This window comes from Methylomusa anaerophila (assembly GCF_003966895.1).
GTDB classification, from domain to species: domain Bacteria; phylum Bacillota; class Negativicutes; order Sporomusales; family Sporomusaceae; genus Methylomusa; species Methylomusa anaerophila.
Genome location: NZ_AP018449.1, coordinates 554,189 through 572,602 on the forward strand (window position 1 = coordinate 554,189; position 18,414 = coordinate 572,602).

Consider the following 18,414-nt stretch of genomic DNA (forward strand, 5'->3'; position numbering starts at 1 on the left):
GATTAGCCCTCCTTTGCTTGCGGTGTTCTGAGTTCGCCGACTTTGAAAAATTGAGTCATGTCCTTCTCAATAAATTCCCAAGTTTGTTTAGCGTTTGTACGCCAGTTGGTCGGGCAGGAGGACAAGCACTCGACAAAAGAGATCCCCTTGCCTTCGATTTGATTTTGAAGAGCTTTTTTAAGAAAGCCTTTCATTTGCCGCGGGTTGGCAATAGTACCGCGGGCTACATATGCGCCCTCAGGAGCAACAACTGCAACCATTTCCGGTCCTTTGGTGGGATAACCGGCTTGTTCCACATCGCGGCCATAAGGCGTAGTCTCGGTTTTCATACCAGGCAGAGTAGTGGGAGCCATTTGACCGCCGGTCATACCATAGTTACAGTTGTTGCAGAGAATAATGGTTATCTTTTCCCCACGGACAGCAGCGTTGAAAAGGTGCTGGGAGCCGATTGCATAGCCGCCGCCGTCACCCATGTAAGCAACACCGATAATGTCGGTATTGGCCCGCTTCATACCGGTGATTACCGGAGTTGTACGGCCATGGTGGGTTTGTACGGTGTCAACATTGAAAAAATCCCATGCCAACAACGAGCAACCGATGTCGCAGCCGAAAACCATTTTGTCTTTAAGACCCAATTCGTCAATAACCTCACCCAGGCATTTCAGAATAATACCATGTCCACAACCGGGACAAAATTTATGTGCTTTCGTTTCTTCATTCCAGCTTTTAGGCATGGCTGGCTGAAGAATATTATTTTCTTTCAATTCTTGCATATTGTTCCTCCATCCTGCTCTTACAGTTTGTTATATGCTGCGATAATTTCTTCGGTGGTGATACCAACACCCGGTCTGAGCAACGGTACAATTCCGATACTACTGCCATAGATTTCGGTTTGTACCAGCTTGAGCAGCTGACCGTACGCAGACTCAGCCAGCAACAAAATCTTTGCGCCTTTGCTAGCTTCCCGGAGTTGCTGACCCGGAAACGGGCGAACAGTGATCGGGCGAAAAAAGCCGACTTTTTTGCCTTGAGCCCGAAGCTGGTTGTAAGCGGTTAGGGCGGCACGGGAAACAATGCCGTGCGTAACAAGGATAACGTCGGCGTCTTCACAGCCTTGCGCATCCCACTCCACAGCCTTGGCAGCCATAGCTTCCCAATCGCGTTGGTTGGCCATAACAACTTCATAAAGTTCATCTTCGGTGTTATAAGTGTTGCGAATATGTTTAACAACCCGGCCGGGGTTGGCCGTATCACCTAAGATCGCTTCAGGTTTTACCAGTTTTATGCCTTTCTCTTCCGGATCATAAATTGTCAGCGGCTCACGCATTTTAGCCTGATAACCGTCACCCAGGATGAACACTGGAAAATGATAAGTCCATGCTGCATTAAAAGCTTTAATCGTATAATCAAACAGTTCTTGGTGAGTAGCGGTGGAGTATACGATACGATGACCTTCACCGTTGCCGCCAAAGGTTGTAAGAGTAGTTTCCTGCTGCGCGTAAATAACAGTTGCAGTAGAGGGGCCGCCACGCTGCTGGATAATGTAAACAATAGGCAGACGCATCATTTCGGCCATGCCTGCCGATTCCTGCATTAATACATTACCAGGACCGGCGGTAGCAGTAAAAGCTTTTCTACCGGAAATAACGCCGCCAAGGGTAGTAAAACCGGCGGAGATCTCATCCTCCGTTTGCAGGAACCGTTTGCCGTACTTAGGCGCAAGCCGTGTCCAATAGTGCATAATTTCATTTTGCGGTGTGATTGGATAGCCGTACATAATGTCTGCTTTAGCGGCAATAGCAGCCCATGCACACACCTCATTACCTGTCATAAATACTCTTTGTTCACCTTGTAGTGAAACCTCGGCCATAAGAGCACCTCCCGATGATAGTCGCCTTTAGTACCACTATATATACTCCGTGTGAGCGCCTTGACATATTGACATATGGTTTAGTCTTTACAAAAAATTATATTTTATTTGTTTACACAATCTGCTGCCAATCTGCTGCCAACCTTCTAACTATCGGCGTATTCCGGGAAATATCTCATACTGGCTTTTTTCCACTCATGAGTACTATAAAGCATGATGTACTGATTGAGACCCGCCAGTTCTGCAAGTGTTCCGGCAATATTGTGACAATCGTCCCGGGTACGGGCATGAATCATAGTATATAAATTATACGGCCAATCCGGACAGGTCACGCGGGCATAGCAATGGGTTACCGCAGGATTATCAACCATAATCCTGCTAATCTCATCAATCCTATTTTCCGGCACAAGCCAGGCACATAAAGCATTGGCATTATATCCCACTTCCCTATGGCGCAGTACTGCACCCAGCTTACGCATTTGACCGCCTTGACGAAAGTTATTTAACCGTAGCAAAAGTTCTTCTTCCGTAATGCCTATTTTTTTGGCTAACTGCTGATACGGTTCTGCGATTAGAGGAAAATCCTCTTGCATTGCCGCAATAATTCTTTTATCTAATTCGTCTAAATGCATACGCCACCGCCTTATAATTGAAACTCAACACTGACTTTATACTTTTTTATCGCCGGCAAACTCAATAATTTACTTACTCCGGGCATAGCTCTAATTTCATCTAATATCTTTTCTTGTTGATTTTGATCGGCAGTCAACAAGGTAAACCACAGATTATACTCGCCTTCCCGTTCATAATTATGAGTAATGCCGGGATATCGGTTAATCGCCGCGGCTATTGCGGGAATACATTCCGGCGGAGCTTTAAGCGCAGCCAATGTGCTGACATAGCCTAGTCGGGCCGAATCAAAAAACGGCCCAATTCGCCGGATGTAACCGTGCGACTTAAGCCAGGCAAGACGTTCCAGCACAGTAGTTTCATCAGTTCCCAACTCTTTTGCAACTTCAGCGAACGGCCGGCTGGTAAGCGGCAAATTCGTCTGAATGTAATTTAGCAAATGTTTATCAAAATCCGTAAGCATACGCATGTTATTCCTCCGTTAGTAATTAAGTTGTATTACTAAGCTTATCAAATGCCCGAACTATCCTAAAAAACTAAACGTTATAAGGCAAAGGAACCGCAGAGACGCAGAGAACACAGAGGGACACAGAGAATGGATAACCAAGAACGTTGAAAAAACATAAATAATTATTCCCTCTGTGTTTCTCTGCGCCCTCTGCGCCTCTGCGGTAAACGTTCTCCATTTTCATTCCTTGTGGTGTCCAATATATGGCGAACAGCTAAACTAAGGAATGGGACAGCTTCCTTGCCGTCCCATCAGCATAATTTTGATTATTATTTTAACAGAATATTTCTAATAACGTCAAGAATTTCCGCCCGTCCTTGCCCGTTTTCCGCGGAGAAAGCAATAATTGGATTAGCTGCAGCAGTTAGTTTAATTTCTTTGCGAATGATTTCAAGGTGGGACTTTATCCGGCCTTTAGCTATCTTGTCAGCCTTGGTGGCGACTACTTGAACAGGTAAATTATGAGTGGTAAGCCATTCATAAACCTTGACATCACTTGCCATAGGCGGATGCCGAATATCAATCAATTGGCACACCAAAACCAGCCGCGTAGATTTAAGCCAATATTCCTGAATAAACTTGGACCATTCCTGCCTGGCGGACCTGCCGGTACGGGCGTAGCCGTAGCCCGGCAAATCAACTAAAAAGAAATCGTGCCTGAAATCTCCAGTTTTTGCCGACAGTCGATAAAAATTAAGGGTCTGTGTCTTTCCAGGAGTAGAGCTGATGCGGGCTAATCCATGCCTGCGGCATAAAGAATTGATGAGAGAGGATTTGCCCACATTAGAGCGGCCGATAAATGCTATTTCGGTTAACTCTCCCTCCGGATACTGGTCAAACTTTACAGCGGATGCAACGTACTGAGCATCTACTATATTAAATGACTCCGTATCATTATCATTCATCCTTCGCTCACCAATGCTGCTTTTAGAACCTCATCCATGTGCTCAACCCAAATAAATTCAACGCTACGCTTAACATTGGCGGGTATTTCATCCAGATCCCGCTTGTTTTCCTTAGGCAACATAACTTTTTTTATACCGACACGGTGAGCAGCCAATACTTTTTCTTTGATACCGCCAACAGGCAATACCCGGCCACGTAATGTAATTTCCCCGGTCATGGCCAGGTCACTTCTTACAGGCTTGCCTGTAAGAGCAGAAGCAATCGCCGTGGCCATAGTAATGCCGGCGGACGGACCATCTTTCGGAATAGCACCCTCCGGCAGATGGATATGGATATCCATTTTTTCATAAAATTCTTCGTCAATACCCAGTTCTGCTGAGCGGGAGCGGATGTAGCTAAACCCGGCTTGAGCCGACTCCTGCATGACTTCACCCAATTGCCCGGTTAAAGTCAATTTCCCCTTACCTTTCATGGTGGATATTTCCACAGCCAAAACATCTCCTCCCACCTCTGTCCAGGCCAACCCGGTAGCGACGCCGATCTGATCGGTTCTCTCGGCTTGAGTATGACGGAATTTGGGCGCGCCTAAGAAGGTGTGAAGGTTTTGAGCGGTTATTTTGATACTGGTGCCTTTCCCTTGCACAATACGTCTGGCAACTTTACGGCACAAATTGGCAATATTGCGTTCAAGGTTACGTACACCGGCTTCCCGGGTGTAATCACGGATTACTTTTTGAATGGTACCTTCGGAAAAAATAATCTGTTCATTGGTTAATCCGTGGTCGGCAGTCTGCTTGGGAACCAGATAACGTTTCGCAATTTCAATTTTTTCTTCCTCCGTATAGCCGGCTATCGTAATTAATTCCATCCTGTCGAGGAGAGGCCGGGGTATATTATGCATAATATTGGCGGTGACTACCCAGAGTACCCGTGATAAATCAAATGGCAATTCAACATAATGATCACTGAAACTATTGTTCTGCTCGGGATCTAACACTTCTAACAAAGCGGCGGAAGGATCGCCGCGAAAATCAGCACTCATTTTGTCAATTTCATCTAACAGAAAAACCGGATTTTTGGTGCCGACTGTGCGCATTCCCTGAATAATACGACCAGGCAGCGCTCCCACATAGGTGCGGCGATGCCCGCGAATTTCCGCTTCGTCTCGCACCCCTCCCAATGAGACACGGACAAATTTTCTTTCCATTGATCTGGCTATGGAACGGGCTAAAGATGTCTTACCAACCCCCGGTGGTCCTACGAGACAGAGAATGGGGCCTTTCATCTTCTCAGTAAGTTTTCTTATTGAGAGATATTCTAAGATACGCTCCTTGACTTTTTCCAAACCATAATGATCTTCCTCAAGTATCTCCTCAGCTAAATTGATATCCAATCTATCATTGGTTTCGGTAGTCCAGGGCAAAGACAGCAACCAGTCAAGGTAAGTGCGAATAACACCGCTTTCAGCAACCATTGGCGGCATTTTTTCGAGACGATCAATTTCTTTGCTGATTTTTTCCGCCACTTCTTTAGGAAGCTTTTGTTCTTCCAAACGTTGACGGTACTCTTCCACTTCCGTTGAGCGATCGTCTTTTTCGCCTAATTCCTTTTGAATGGCTTTAAGCTGTTCCCGCAAATAATATTCCTTTTGGGTCTTCTCCATTTGCTTGCGAACACGAACATGAATCTTTTTCTCAAGTTCCAGAATTTCCATTTCCCGTCCGAGTATTTCGCATAATTTTTCCAGCCGTTCATTGGCGCTGACAGCGTCCAGGAGTGCTTGCTTATCTTCTATTTTAAGAGACAGGTGGCTCGCAATCAGATCGGAAAGTCTGCCCGGTTCCTCCACTACTACAACCGATACAAGAGTTTCCGGCGGTATTTTTTTACTAAGCTTCACCCATTGTTCAAATTGGTTAATAACCGTACGGGTTAATGCTTCAATTTCAGGCGTCTTGGTTTCAACTTCAGTAAATTCTTGTATTGCTACCTGATAAAAAGGCTCAAAGCTGACAAATTCCTCTATTTCAGCCCGGTGTAATCCTTCAACAAGAACGCGAATTGTGCCACCAGGCAATTTTAACAGTTGCTTAATCTCGGCAACTGTACCAATTGAAAAGATATCCTCCGGCTCAGGCGTATCATTCTGAGCGTCTTTCTGAGTTGCCAGCATAATGAGCCGGTCTTGTACCATTGCTTCTTCCAATGCACTTATAGATTTTTCCCGCCCCACATCAAGATGGATAATCATATATGGAAAAACCAGAATACCGCGTAATGGCAGCAGTGGAATAGTGCGTTTAGCCATTCATATTCCTCCTTCGAATCTTGAATCTGTGCAATGACCTGGTAATTTAGTTGTAATTTCAGTTGTATTTTCGGTACCACATATACTAAATATTCTTAGCCAACCAATAAAAATCCTTTCACGTAAATCATAAAATGTATGCGTACATGTAAACAGCCGGGAATTGAATTATCCCGGCTTAGCTTCCATGCTGGCTAATCCCGCTGCCGCTAGTACCTTGGGTACTGCCGGAGCGGAATCAAAATGAACCGTTTCCTTATAGAAGGACATTGCGTATTTTAATACCTCGTCAATTGTCTCTACAGCTATTACGTCAATATCCATACTGCCAAAATATTCCTGCCAGTTTTCTTTGGGTATCAATACCCGACGAGCTCCAGCCTGTTTCGCGGCGACTACTTTAGCGCTCACACCGCCAACCGGCTTTACTAATCCCCGTATGGATATTTCTCCGGTCATAGCAATTGTGTTGTCGATTGGGGTATTATTAATTGCAGAATAAATGGCTGCAGCCACTGTAATGCCGGCCGAAGGTCCGTCTATGGGAACACTGCCGGGAAAGTTAACATGAATGTCATATTTATGACAGTCAATATTGTACTTGTTTGCAAGTACAGTAAGTACATTGTCAAGGGAGCCTTTAGCCATACTTTTTCGCCTCATGGTTTTTCCCGGTGAGCCAAATTCTTCTTCATCAATAACGCCGGTAACAATTAGTTTTCCTGTTCCCAATTCATTTGGCACAACGGATACCTCAATCTCTAGCAGCAGCCCTATGTTGGCTCCGTAAACCGCCAAGCCGTTGGCAACCCCCACTTGCGGTTTGCCGGCAATCTTCTTTTCCGGCCGTGGATTGTATTGTCCGAAATTAATAACCCATTCTACATCAGCCCGGTTGATCCGTTGCTCATAATTCCCGCTGCTTTGAACTATACCGGCGGCAATCTGAATTATATTTACTGCTTCCCGCCCGTTCGTTGCGTATCTGGTAATCACTTCCAAAGCATCTTCATCCAGTACATAGTTTATTTTCCGGGCTGCTCCCCGGGCAATCTGGGTGATTTCATCAGGCAACAACGGCCGGAAAAATATTTCTACACACCTTGAGCGAATGGCAGGAGGTATATCGTGGGGCATCCGGGTAGTAGCGCCGATGAGCCGAAAGTCTGCCGGCAATCCGTTTTGAAAAATATCGTGAATATGCTGCGGAATATTGGAATCCTCACTATTGTAGTAAGAACTTTCCAGAAATACTTTCCGGTCTTCCAGCACCTTTAATAGTTTATTCATTTGTATGTGATGGAGTTCACCGATTTCATCTATGAAAAGTATACCACCATGAGCTTTAGTCACTGCCCCGGGTTTAGGCTGAGGAATTCCGGCCATCCCCAGTTGACCCGCACCTTGATAAATGGGATCATGCACTGTTCCGATTAAAGGATCCGCAATGCCACGCTCATCAAATCGCGCCGTGGTAGCATCCAGTTCAATAAACTTAGCTGCCATCTTAAACGGAGAAAAAAAATTATGCTTAGCCTCATTCAAAACCAGCCGGGCTGCCGCAGTTTTTCCCACCCCTGGCGGACCATAAATCAGCACATGTTGAGGATTCGACCCGCATAAGGCCGCCCGCAGGGCTTTAAGTCCCTCCTCCTGGCCCACAATTTCTGTAAAATCAGCAGGTCTGGTTTTTTCCGCCAATGGCTCGCTTAAGGAAATCTCCCGCATTTTGTGGAGCTTATCCATTTCTTTTTTGGATTCTCGTTCCACCGCCACCCGGTTTCCTTGCTGCGACCTTAAGAGGTTCCAAAAGTACAGTCCGATAACGATCGCGAAGAATAACTGGATAAAACTAATGATATTGACGGCATAATCCAAAATTCTTTTACCTCCTTCCCCCGACAACTTAAAAAGTGTCTTATCATAGCTCTAGTATTGGCAAACGAAACGTTTTTATCCTGGGAAAAAGCTGAAAAAAAAGGGAGCCGGCCGGCTCCTCTCTACTATCTATTATCTATTATCTATGCTGATTCTTCTTTTTTCTTATTTTTTCTTTCAACTGCAACCAGCATGGGCTCTTCCTTATTGATTACCACTTCTCTGGTTACAACGCACTTCGCTATATCCGTACGGGAAGGCACTTCATACATGACATTACGCATAATGCCTTCAATGATGGCCCTAAGACCACGTGCCCCGGTATTGCGCTTCAATGCCTCTTGAGCAATCGCCCGTAGAGCTTCTTCCTTAAATTCAAGCTGCACGTTGTCGATCTCCAAGAATTTTTGATATTGCTTGACAAGCGCATTTTTAGGTTCAACTAAAATACGCACTAATGCCTCTTCGTCAAGAGCGTCAAGAGTCACAATCACAGGCAAACGACCGACAAACTCGGGAATAAGGCCGAACCTAAGAAGGTCCTCAGGCAAAATTTGTTTTAAAATCTCGCCAACCTGTTTCTTTTCCTTGCTCTTGATTTCAGCGCCGAAACCCATATTCTTTTTACCGGTACGGGCGCCGATAATTTTCTCAATACCGTCGAAAGCACCGCCGCAAATAAACAATATATTGGTAGTGTCAATCTGGATAAATTCCTGGTGCGGATGTTTACGCCCACCTTGTGGTGGAACGCTGGCAACCGTTCCTTCCAAGATTTTAAGAAGCGCCTGCTGTACACCTTCACCGGAAACATCCCGGGTAATAGAAGGGTTTTCTGATTTACGGGCGATTTTATCGATCTCATCGATGTATACAATACCTTTTTCAGCTTTTTCCACGTCATAGTCTGCCGCCTGAATCAGTTTAAGCAGTATATTTTCCACATCCTCGCCGACGTAACCGGCCTCAGTCAGTGATGTAGCATCGGCAACGGCAAAAGGAACATTTAAGATTTTTGCTAAAGTCTGAGCAAGAAGCGTTTTGCCGCTCCCGGTAGGGCCAAGCATAACAATATTGGACTTCTGCAATTCAACATCATCCATCTTGGCACCCAGATTTATCCGCTTGTAGTGGTTGTATACCGCTACAGCCAGCGTCTTTTTAGCTTCTTCCTGACCAATAACATATTGGTCTAGTATATCGTTTATTTCTTTCGGTTTTGGAACATCGCGCAGTTCTACTTCAATATCCTCGCTTAGTTCCTCTTCGATAATCTCATTGCACAACTCAATGCACTCATCACAGATATATACTCCCGGTCCCGCCACCAGTTTCTTTACCTGTTCCTGGAGCTTGCCGCAAAATGAGCACTTAAGTTGACCCCGGTCATCCCCAAATTTCAACATATTACCACCTCTCTATTTGGGAGTCTCCTTTTGTCTCTCACCACGTACGATAACTGAATCAATGAGACCGTAATCTTTTGCCTGTTCACTGGACATAAAGAAATCTCGCTCAGTATCTTGTTGGACACGGTCCAAAGGTTGGCCGGTATGATCAACAAGAATCCCATTCAAAATCTCACGCAACCTGAGAATTTCACGCGCCTGTATTTCAATATCAGTTGCTTGTCCCTGCGCCCCGCCAGCCGGTTGATGGATCATTACCCGCGAATGGGGAAGGGCAAAGCGTTTGCCCTTGGCGCCGGCGGCAAGAAGCAAAGCGCCCGCACTGGCGGCTAGTCCCATGCAAGTAGTGGTTACATCAGGCTTGACGTATTGCATGGTGTCATACATTGCTAAGGCAGCAGTTACTACTCCTCCCGGACTATTAATGTATACATGAATATCCTTTTCAGGATCTTCAGACTCCAAAAACAACAGTTGGGCAATAAACAGATTCGCCACATTGTCGTCAATAGGACCGCCAATAAATACAATACGGTCTTTTAATAACCGGGAATAAATGTCATAGGCGCGTTCACCGCGGCTGGACTGCTCTACTACTATTGGTACATAAGGCATTTGAAAATCACCTCGGATAAAATATTTCTTACTAAGCTACACTGTCGATGATCAGTTGAGCGGCTTTCTTGCGAAGTACAGACGCCTGCAGCGCTTGAAGCCGCCCGGTATCGCGAATTGCCTTGGCAACTTCTTCGGGAGTAGTCCGGTATGAATCAGCCATGGCTATAATTTCGCTGTTAAGTTCCTCCGTAGAGTAGGTAAGGTCTTCCGTTTTTACAATAGCTTCCAGAACCAAATCGGTCTTGACGTTGTACGCGGCAGCTTCACGATAGCTATTCCGAAGTCCTTCCATATCCATTTTAGTATATTCCATATATTTCTCGAGTTTCATGCCACGAGTTTGTAAATTAATATCTAAATCTTGAATCATATTGTCAATTTGATTCTCGGTCATGACCTCGGGTACTTCCAATTGGGCATTTTCCACTGCCATTTTGATGGCTGCCGCCCGAAACTCGCGATCAGCCTTTTGTTCTGCAGCCTGTTCTAGCTTATTCTTTATATCTGCTTTTAATTCCTCCAAGGTGTCAAATTGACTGACTTCTTTGGCAAATTCATCGTCAAGTTCAGGTAATTCTTTCCGTTTAATATCATGAATGTTGACGATAAACTTAGCCTCTTTACCCGCGAGATCAGCAACAAAATAATCTGCTGGAAAAGTTACAATCACTTCACGTTCTTCCCCGACTTTGGCGCCAACCATTTGATCTTCAAAACCCGGGATAAAACTGCCGGATCCGATCTCAAGCGGGTAGCTTTTGCCTTCTCCCCCCTCAAAAGGTACTCCATCAACGTACCCTTTGAAGTCAATAATAGCCAAGTCGCCTTGCGTAAGCTCGGCGTCTTCCACCACTACCATTTTCGAGTGCCGCAAACGAAGTTTTTCTAATTCGCTGGCGATGTCAGACTCATTGATCTCGACAACAGTTTTAGCTACGCTAAGACCTTTATATTCACCTAAAGTTACAGTTGGCTTTTTAACAACTGTAGCTTTAAAAATAAGTGGCTGATTCTCTTCCAAAGTGACAACTTCAATTTCCGGACGGCTAACCGGGTCAATATCCTGTTCCTGCAGGGCTTTGGCATATGCTTCAGGCGCCAGGATTTCAAAAGTCTCATCCAATATTGCTTCTTTTCCCAGATGCATTTCAAGTATTTTGCGCGGAGCTTTTCCTTTACGGAAGCCTGGTATGTTCACCTGATTAGCAAGTTTTTGATAAGCCTTCTCCATAGCTTTCGCAACTTCAGTTTGCGGGATCTCTAAATTGAGCACGGTTTTATGATTGTCAATTTTTTCCGCAGTTACCTTCATTTATACTGTATCCTCCTTATGAAATTAGGTGCGACATCGGCCAGGTCAACCAAGAGCCAATACATAGCAGTATACCCATTATTGTCATATTTCATTGGTCCTTTTAAAAACGTCCCGTATATTTCTCTAATACGTTCACCACGAAGCCGCAGTATGTCATGCATCATATCATACCATAATTGTACACCAAAAACAAGATAACATGTAAAAAACCCAGCTATTCTGCTGGGTTTATATATTAATATGGAGCGGAAAACGAGATTCGAACTCGCGACCCTCGCCTTGGCAAGGCGATGCTCTACCACTGAGCTACTTCCGCATATCTTTTCACATTTAAATGCAATAAATGCAATATCCCGACAACGAATGTTATTATACACCTATGAATACATTTTGTCAATAAATTGCGAATATAAAACTATTCTATCGAACTTGGTAAGTTTAGCAATTAAATAGGAGTTGATTTACAAAATCGAAGGTTTTTTTTATGACACTTGATAACACTTCAGCATATTATGTACAAAGGCAGAAACTAAAAATTAACAGGGTTTCCTCTGCCTTATGAGGATATATCCCGGCTTGACATCAAGCCCTAGCAAAGGGGGATCCGCAATTGTACTACCGCCTGCAAGACCATTGTGCGCTGGTAAAAGGATATTCGCGGGGCGCGATATATGATTTCACATCAGGGAAGGTCTATTCCATAAACAAAGGAGCTGTTGAACTCTTAGATGCCTGCCAGGAAGCTCCTGTAGATGATCTGTTGGATACTAGCCTCTCTGAAAACAAACGTTTTCTGTCTTTTTTTGATAGCCTGACTTCCAAAGGATTGGGAGGCTATTTTACCGACCCACCCAATCGGATTAAACCGGCTGTTCCTGCCGCAGCGCCTAATAAGCTGGAATTTCTTTGGCTAGAGCTAACGTCTTCCTGCAATAACAAATGCTTGCATTGCTATTCATCCAGCGGCCCAACCATAAAGAACGACCTTGTTCCTCACGAGCGCTGGTTATCGCTAATTGCCGAGGCCCGGCAGGCAGGTGCTGATGCGATTCAATTCATTGGCGGTGAACCTCTTATGTACCCAGCCTGGAAAGAACTCGTCACGAAAGCGTACCAGGAAAAATACGATGTCATTGAGATTTTTAGCAATGCCACCCTAATTAACGACTCCTGTATTGAATTTTTCAAAAAACATAATGTCAGTATTGCAACCACAATTTATGCCAGTAAACCGGAAGTTCATGATATGGTAACTCAACACGCGGGCAGCTTCACTAAAACTTTGACGGCAATCCGCAAAATTATTGCCGCCGGTATTCCGCTTCGGCTCGCCTCAATCATTATGAAAGCAAATGAACATGAAGCAGAAAACATAATGCATCTTTATGAAGAATTGGGTCTGGAAGCTTCGCCTCCGGATGTGGTCCGTCCGACAGGGCGGGGGGATGATAAAGACCTGCTCCCCACTACTTTCAAAAAAAACCCTATTAAGCCACCATTTTATACCGATTTGGATACATTCCTGGCAGCACAGATCCGTCACGCTTGCCTGCATGGAAAAATAGCTGTTACTTCAAGCGGCGACGTTATTCCATGCATATTTGCAAGACAGCAGGTATGCGGCAATATACTTCATTCACCTTTAGCAGAAATACTTAACAGGCAATCACTAGCTGCCTGCTGGTGCACAACCAAAGACCACATAGAGAAATGCAAGGACTGTGAATATCGTTACGCCTGTCCTGACTGCCGCCCGCTGGCTCAGGGCATGGACCCTGAAAAACGCTGGTTGGCGCCTGCACAAGAATGCCTATATAATCCTTATGAAGGAAAATGGGAGGAGAAAGCATAATGGCTGACAACAGATTTAAAGCTCCAAAATGGGAAGATCCGGAAATGGATGAATGGGATTATGAAGAGGACGACGACATAGATTTTGAGGAAAGACAAATAGGCTGCCGCCCTTCATGGACCCCTTGCTCGCCTAATCGTCCTTGCTCGCCCCGCCAGTGCAACCCGAACCGCTGGTGTTCGCCCCGTCAATGCAACCCGAACCGCTGGTGCTCGCCCCGTCAGTGCAACCCAAACCGCTGGTGCTCGCCCCGTCAATGCAACCCGGACCGCTGGTGCTCGCCCCGTCAGTGCAGCCCGAACCAATGCTGGCCCCGTACAGGGCAGCGGCCGTGTTACCCCTTCTAAACTGAGAAAATTGACGCCCATTTTGCGGCGTCAATTTTATTTTTGGCCATAACAATATGCAACAAAAAATAAGCGTCTACCCGCCAGCCGGATAGACGTTTAAAAAGACTCCGGGATCAAAATCCCGCGAGCCTGGTAATTCTCATAATTGGTGCGGGAGAAGGGACTTGAACCCCCACGGTTTCCCGCCAGATCCTAAATCTGGTGCGTCTGCCATTCCGCCACTCCCGCATCGGGTATAACTGCTTGAGATATAATAGCACAGTATCATATCACTGTCAATCCAGAGGAAATAAATGGTGACCCACCCGCGACTCGAACGCGGGACACCCTGATTAAAAGTCAGGTGCTCTACCGACTGAGCTAGTGGGTCACAATGTCACAATGGCAGGGGCGGCTGGACTCGAACCAACGCATGACGGAGTCAAAGTCCGTTGCCTTACCGACTTGGCTACGCCCCTTTATAAAACTTGACAAAACTTGGGGTGACTAGAGGGATTCGAACCCTCGAATAACGGAGCCACAATCCGCCGTGTTGACCACTTCACCATAGCCACCATATCATCTCGCCGGCATTACCGCCTGACGACGAAATTTATTCTATCACACCCATATATTCATGTCAAGCCATTCGCATAAGTTTCTCAGGTGAGTATGACCACAGAAAAGCACCCAGTGCCCCCTCCTCTCCCGCGTAGCCTTCTCGTTAAAACCCCATCAGGTCCGCAGGGTCGTAATCAGCCGCTTGGGTTGTAAAAGCAGCCGGATGGCGTCCGCCGGCGACCGCACCACAATGTTGGCCGCCGCCAGCACGCCGGTGCTGGCGCCTTCAGGTCCCAGCACGCAGATTTTCAACCTGGCAATGAAAAACATTGGCTGATCGTTGACGCCGTTGCCAACCACCACGGTGTGCTCGCCTCCCCATTCCTGGACGCACCGGGCTTTTTCCGTCCCGTCCTGGTCTGCTGCTAACACAATCAACTCCACCCCCGGCACGGCCGCCAGTTCCTGGCGGGCCAAGCCGAAAGTATCCGCCGTAATCACCGCCACGTGGGTTTTGGCCGCCAGTTCGACCAGCAACTGCCGTACTTCATCGGCCATACGCCCGTCCTCGGCCAGCGTCCCGTTATAATCAAACACAACATGGCGGAATTCATACTGTCTGCCATTGGGCAACTGTACTGGAATCATTGTTTTCACTCTCCCTTTATTACCACTTGTTATTTTGCGGCAAAGGAATTTTGAAAGACGGCTTTATCGCCTAGTTCAGCCTCAATCTCCAGCAGGCGGTTGTATTTGGCAATCCGCTCGCTGCGGCAAGCCGAACCGGTCTTGATCTGACCGCCGCCCATGGCCACGGCAAAGTCGGCCAGGAAGGTATCCTCCGTCTCGCCGGAACGGTGGGAAATCACATAATTCCAGCCGGCCTGGCGACACAGCTTGATGGCCTCGATAGTCTCGGTCACCGTGCCGATCTGGTTGAGCTTAATAAGAACCGCATTAGTGGTCTTTTCCTCAATGCCGCGGGCAATAAATTTGGTATTGGTGACGAAAATATCGTCGCCCACAATCTGGAGATAATAGCCTAATGCGGCCGTATGTTCGCGAAATCCCTCCCAGTCGTTTTCCGCCAGGCCGTCTTCTAGGGAAACCAGGTAGTATTTGGGGGCCCAGGTTTTGTAGAGCGCCGTCATTTCGCTGCTGCTCTTTACACCTTGCCCCGACTTGGTCAAATGGTACTTTCCATTCTCATAAAACGAACTGGCGGCCGGGTCGAGAGCCAGGGCAATATCCACGCCCGGCACATAGCCCGCCGCCTGGATGGCTCCAATAATCAGCTCGCAGGCCTCCTCGTTGCTCTTTAAGTTAGGCGCAAAACCGCCTTCGTCGCCAACGCTGGTGGCATAGCCCTGCTTACCCAGGATTTTTTTTAAGGCATGGAAGGTTTCCACACCATACTGCAGTGCTTTGGCAAAAGTCGGCGCACCAATCGGCATAACCATAAACTCCTGAAAGTCCACACTATTGTCGGCATGCTTGCCGCCGTTTAAAATGTTCATCATCGGCACCGGCAGGCGCACTGCCGCCGCGCCGCCCAGGTACGCATACAGTGGCAGTCCCTGGTCGCTAGCCGCCGCCCGGGCCACCGCCATGGAAACGCCAAGAATGGCATTGGCCCCTAGATTAGCTTTGGTTGGTGTGCCGTCCAGGTCGATCAGCAACCGGTCAATCCCCTCCTGATCACCAGCATTTCGCCCGATGAGTTTAGGCGCAATGCGCTCTTTCACATTGGCCACCGCCTGCAAAACACCCTTGCCGCCGTAGCGGGCCTGGTCGCCGTCCCTAAGTTCCAGCGCCTCATTTTCGCCGGTGGACGCTCCTGACGGCACCGAAGCCGACGCCCGGACGCCGCTGGCCAGTTCCACGTTTACCCGAATGGTCGGGTTACCGCGCGAATCCAAAATTTCTAACGCATTTACATTGACGATCTCGCTGCTCATGATGAATTCCTCCTTTGCTTTCTTCCATCTAGTTTATGCACAAAGCTTATTGCCAACCAGCAACCGTGCCATTAAAAAACAGACTCCTACCACGTACGTGGTAGGAGTCATTACCGTTTGCACGGGGTTCAGGCGAACTCCATCGCCGCTATTTCGATATAGTTTTATTATACCAGCCTGCCGGATTCAACGTCAATAGAAACCTGCTGTGCAAAATACCGCCCAGGCCGGTCTGACACTAGTCTTTTACCCAGTAAGGGCTGACACTTCATATGAAAAACCGTGGCTTGCTCCCACTAAATTAAAGTTTCAGAAAATGCAGTTTCTGCCGCGTTGTTGTAAAACTGCTGTGAAACAAAAAAGAGCTTTACGAAAACCTCGTAAAACCCTTGAAATATCTATGGTGACCCCGGCGTGATTCGAACACGCGGCCTTTTGATTCGTAGTCAAACGCTCTATCCAGCTGAGCTACGGAGTCGCTTGTGAATTAACTACTTGCATATTATATTACTTACAACATGGATTGTCAACATATTGTCCATAAAAAATAATTACAGTTCTTGCCAAGGGAAATGGCAAGAATGGCTCCGGACTATAACCAGAAGCGTTATATCTCAACCGAATCACAAGCAGTAGCAGCGGCTATCGCCGCCCCAACTCCCGAACCATCTTTGGTAAGCCGAATTATTACTCTGTTTTCCGGCAAAACTTCGTCCAAAGCCCCACGCAGGTAGTCAGCATACCCAGGCATTTTTTCATACAAGGAACCATCAATAGCGACTGTATGCGCTTTATCCAAATCCGGGTCAAGATATCCGATTACTCCGGCCAAAATAGAAGCAACCAGTCTGGCCGACCGGATAACTATTAGTTTAGTCACATCCTGAATAAACTTCAAATCGGCAATATTAAGTTCCCCAAGCCCGAGTTGTTCTTCAGCCACTTTCGCAATATGTCTAAGTTCGTCGGTAAAATCTGCAACAATAGCGGCCACGTCACCGCCTTGCAGCGTATAAGACAGAGCGTCACCGCCCAAGTAATCCTTCACCGTCAAGCGGACAATTTCACCCAGATAATGGCCGCTTACCATTTTTTCCAGATGCTGAGTACCAGGCCGCTCACTCTCTCCGTCCAGTATCAGATCATATTCATTCCGCGGCACACCGGCAAAATTTCCCGATTCAATATTGACGATCATGGGTCTACCGGTTAGGGGATGGGCCGGCTCCAGATAACAGGTATTATGCCCTGTTCCGCATATACACCCCACATCAGCGCCCCTGTCAGTATAAGCCGCGGTTAGCAGTGTGCCTACTGTATCGTTGATGATGGCTACAGGCCGCACATGCTCGACTTTTTGGCGTTTAAGAGCCTGTTCAAGCAGGTCGCCCACATCTTTACCCTCTACGCCGGTTGTTCTTATTTCCTTACTCCAGCTAATCAGTACAGCGTGGTTCGCTCCATGCTGGGCGCAAGGATAAGAGAAGGTAAATCCAAGCGGATAAACGCCGTTATTTGTTTCAGCCGCTATTTCACCAATTTGTCCGGCAATAAAGTCAAACAAATCTTCGGCACTTGTTTCCACAGAAGTATAATCGTAGCCGGCAGCAGCATCTTTCAGCGGAAATCCTCTTCTGTCAGCAATTTTAAATCCGCCCTGTCCGGCAATGCATACCTTAAGTACCCGTACGTTAGTACCGCCAAAGTCAATGGCAATAAATACGCCTTTTTCCGTGCCGTCAGGATTGGCCAGATAAGAGGGCAACATCTTTAAACAACTCGGCTTGTCGCTCAATCCATCAATCATTGATCGTTGCAAATCAGACGCGATAGAATGCAACATACTTGTAGTGAGTGTAAATTTAGGCGTAATGGTCTGTAAAGCATCAGACAAAGCTTTCATTGAATCCAACTCCCTCCAACCTAAGGCAAGTTAAACTCTTATCATCTTATCACCTTTTCCATAATATCTATATAATAATTTAATAATTTTGCATTAAAACACAAATTAATAAAAGATTAAGGATTACTGAATGCGGCTACCCAGATCTTCAAGCAGGATGAACGTAAGAATTGTGCTGACGCTCCTTAACAAGCTTATGATATTGATCAATGACCCTATCAAGTTTCTGGCTTGCAGCGATTACCTCCGGATTGGAGAATCCCTTCTGTTCCACCAGCCGATGAAGCTTCTCCCTAAGAGTTTCAATTTCTTCGACCCTATTGATAATTTCAGACACTTTGTCTTTATCAACCCTTTCTGCTGGAAATG

At 46.5% G+C, this 18,414-nt stretch carries 16 protein-coding genes, 6 tRNA genes and 1 riboswitch; of the genes, 2 read left to right on the plus strand and 20 right to left on the minus strand.

The window, feature by feature from the left end; genetic code table 11:
- Positions 1 to 2: 2 nt before the first annotated feature.
- From MAMMFC1_RS02435 to MAMMFC1_RS02485, 11 genes are all read right to left on the minus strand, one after another.
- Positions 3 to 773 carry a thiamine pyrophosphate-dependent enzyme gene (locus MAMMFC1_RS02435; RefSeq protein WP_126306171.1) on the minus strand — a complete coding sequence of 257 codons (771 nt, stop codon included), beginning with the start codon at positions 771 to 773 and terminating at the stop codon, positions 3 to 5.
- A 20-nt stretch (positions 774 to 793) separates the two neighbouring features.
- Entirely contained in the window at positions 794 to 1,870 is a 1,077-nt protein-coding gene (locus MAMMFC1_RS02440) for a ferredoxin oxidoreductase (protein WP_126306173.1), read from the minus strand.
- A gap of 146 nt (positions 1,871 to 2,016) precedes the next feature.
- Entirely contained in the window at positions 2,017 to 2,502 is a 486-nt protein-coding gene (ahbB, locus tag MAMMFC1_RS02445; protein WP_126306175.1) for a siroheme decarboxylase subunit beta, read from the minus strand.
- A gap of 11 nt (positions 2,503 to 2,513) precedes the next feature.
- The gene (gene ahbA / locus MAMMFC1_RS02450) at positions 2,514 to 2,963 is read right to left on the minus strand and encodes a siroheme decarboxylase subunit alpha (RefSeq protein WP_126310403.1); all 450 of its coding nucleotides are present in this window, start codon (positions 2,961 to 2,963) and stop codon (positions 2,514 to 2,516) included.
- A gap of 314 nt (positions 2,964 to 3,277) precedes the next feature.
- Positions 3,278 to 3,913: a ribosome biogenesis GTP-binding protein YihA/YsxC gene (gene yihA, locus MAMMFC1_RS02455; RefSeq protein WP_126306177.1), complete on the minus strand. Its 636-nt coding sequence runs from the start codon at positions 3,911 to 3,913 to the stop codon at positions 3,278 to 3,280.
- Positions 3,910 to 6,222 carry an endopeptidase La gene (gene lon, locus MAMMFC1_RS02460; RefSeq protein WP_126306179.1) on the minus strand — a complete coding sequence of 771 codons (2,313 nt, stop codon included), beginning with the start codon at positions 6,220 to 6,222 and terminating at the stop codon, positions 3,910 to 3,912. The genes yihA and lon overlap by 4 nt, the downstream gene beginning before the upstream one ends.
- Positions 6,223 to 6,390: 168 nt before the next feature.
- On the minus strand, positions 6,391 to 8,100 hold the full coding sequence (gene lonB / locus MAMMFC1_RS02465) for an ATP-dependent protease LonB (protein ID WP_126306181.1): 1,710 nt from the start codon (positions 8,098 to 8,100) through the stop codon (positions 6,391 to 6,393).
- Between the two features lie 143 nt (positions 8,101 to 8,243).
- Entirely contained in the window at positions 8,244 to 9,506 is a 1,263-nt protein-coding gene (clpX, locus tag MAMMFC1_RS02470) for an ATP-dependent Clp protease ATP-binding subunit ClpX (RefSeq protein ID WP_126306183.1), read from the minus strand.
- Positions 9,507 to 9,518: 12 nt separating this feature from the next.
- The gene (gene clpP / locus MAMMFC1_RS02475) at positions 9,519 to 10,124 is read right to left on the minus strand and encodes an ATP-dependent Clp endopeptidase proteolytic subunit ClpP (protein ID WP_126306185.1); all 606 of its coding nucleotides are present in this window, start codon (positions 10,122 to 10,124) and stop codon (positions 9,519 to 9,521) included.
- Positions 10,125 to 10,155: 31 nt separating this feature from the next.
- A complete protein-coding gene (gene tig / locus MAMMFC1_RS02480; protein WP_126306187.1) occupies positions 10,156 to 11,439 on the minus strand; it encodes a trigger factor in 1,284 nt (427 codons plus the stop codon).
- 244 nt (positions 11,440 to 11,683) lie between these two features.
- Positions 11,684 to 11,758 (minus strand) — tRNA-Gly (locus tag MAMMFC1_RS02485).
- Positions 11,759 to 12,052: 294 nt separating this feature from the next.
- Here MAMMFC1_RS02485 and MAMMFC1_RS02490 point away from each other — a divergent pair.
- Together MAMMFC1_RS02490 and MAMMFC1_RS02495 are read left to right on the plus strand one after the other, a co-directional pair.
- A complete protein-coding gene (locus MAMMFC1_RS02490; protein WP_126306189.1) occupies positions 12,053 to 13,294 on the plus strand; it encodes a radical SAM protein in 1,242 nt (413 codons plus the stop codon).
- A complete protein-coding gene (locus MAMMFC1_RS02495; RefSeq protein WP_232035626.1) occupies positions 13,294 to 13,641 on the plus strand; it encodes a hypothetical protein in 348 nt (115 codons plus the stop codon). Before MAMMFC1_RS02490 ends, MAMMFC1_RS02495 begins: the two co-directional genes overlap by 1 nt.
- Positions 13,642 to 13,790: 149 nt before the next feature.
- Here the strand turns inward: MAMMFC1_RS02495 and MAMMFC1_RS02500 are convergent.
- The 9 genes from MAMMFC1_RS02500 to MAMMFC1_RS02540 form a co-directional block, all read right to left on the minus strand.
- Positions 13,791 to 13,872, minus strand: a tRNA-Leu gene (locus MAMMFC1_RS02500).
- A 66-nt stretch (positions 13,873 to 13,938) separates the two neighbouring features.
- Positions 13,939 to 14,014: transfer RNA gene (locus MAMMFC1_RS02505), tRNA-Lys, on the minus strand.
- A gap of 12 nt (positions 14,015 to 14,026) precedes the next feature.
- Positions 14,027 to 14,102, minus strand: a tRNA-Gln gene (locus tag MAMMFC1_RS02510).
- Between the two features lie 20 nt (positions 14,103 to 14,122).
- Positions 14,123 to 14,198, minus strand: a tRNA-His gene (locus MAMMFC1_RS02515).
- 160 nt (positions 14,199 to 14,358) lie between these two features.
- On the minus strand, positions 14,359 to 14,832 hold the full coding sequence (locus tag MAMMFC1_RS02520; protein ID WP_126306191.1) for an HAD family hydrolase: 474 nt from the start codon (positions 14,830 to 14,832) through the stop codon (positions 14,359 to 14,361).
- A 29-nt stretch (positions 14,833 to 14,861) separates the two neighbouring features.
- The gene (gene eno / locus MAMMFC1_RS02525) at positions 14,862 to 16,142 is read right to left on the minus strand and encodes a phosphopyruvate hydratase (protein WP_126306192.1); all 1,281 of its coding nucleotides are present in this window, start codon (positions 16,140 to 16,142) and stop codon (positions 14,862 to 14,864) included.
- Positions 16,143 to 16,236: 94 nt separating this feature from the next.
- Positions 16,237 to 16,298, minus strand: a riboswitch (Fluoride riboswitch).
- Between the two features lie 245 nt (positions 16,299 to 16,543).
- A tRNA-Arg gene (locus MAMMFC1_RS02530) sits at positions 16,544 to 16,620 on the minus strand.
- Between the two features lie 129 nt (positions 16,621 to 16,749).
- A complete protein-coding gene (locus tag MAMMFC1_RS02535; protein ID WP_126306194.1) occupies positions 16,750 to 18,045 on the minus strand; it encodes a hexokinase family protein in 1,296 nt (431 codons plus the stop codon).
- Between the two features lie 148 nt (positions 18,046 to 18,193).
- Positions 18,194 to 18,382 carry an aspartyl-phosphate phosphatase Spo0E family protein gene (locus MAMMFC1_RS02540; protein ID WP_158618612.1) on the minus strand — a complete coding sequence of 63 codons (189 nt, stop codon included), beginning with the start codon at positions 18,380 to 18,382 and terminating at the stop codon, positions 18,194 to 18,196.
- Positions 18,383 to 18,414: the final 32 nt, after the last annotated feature.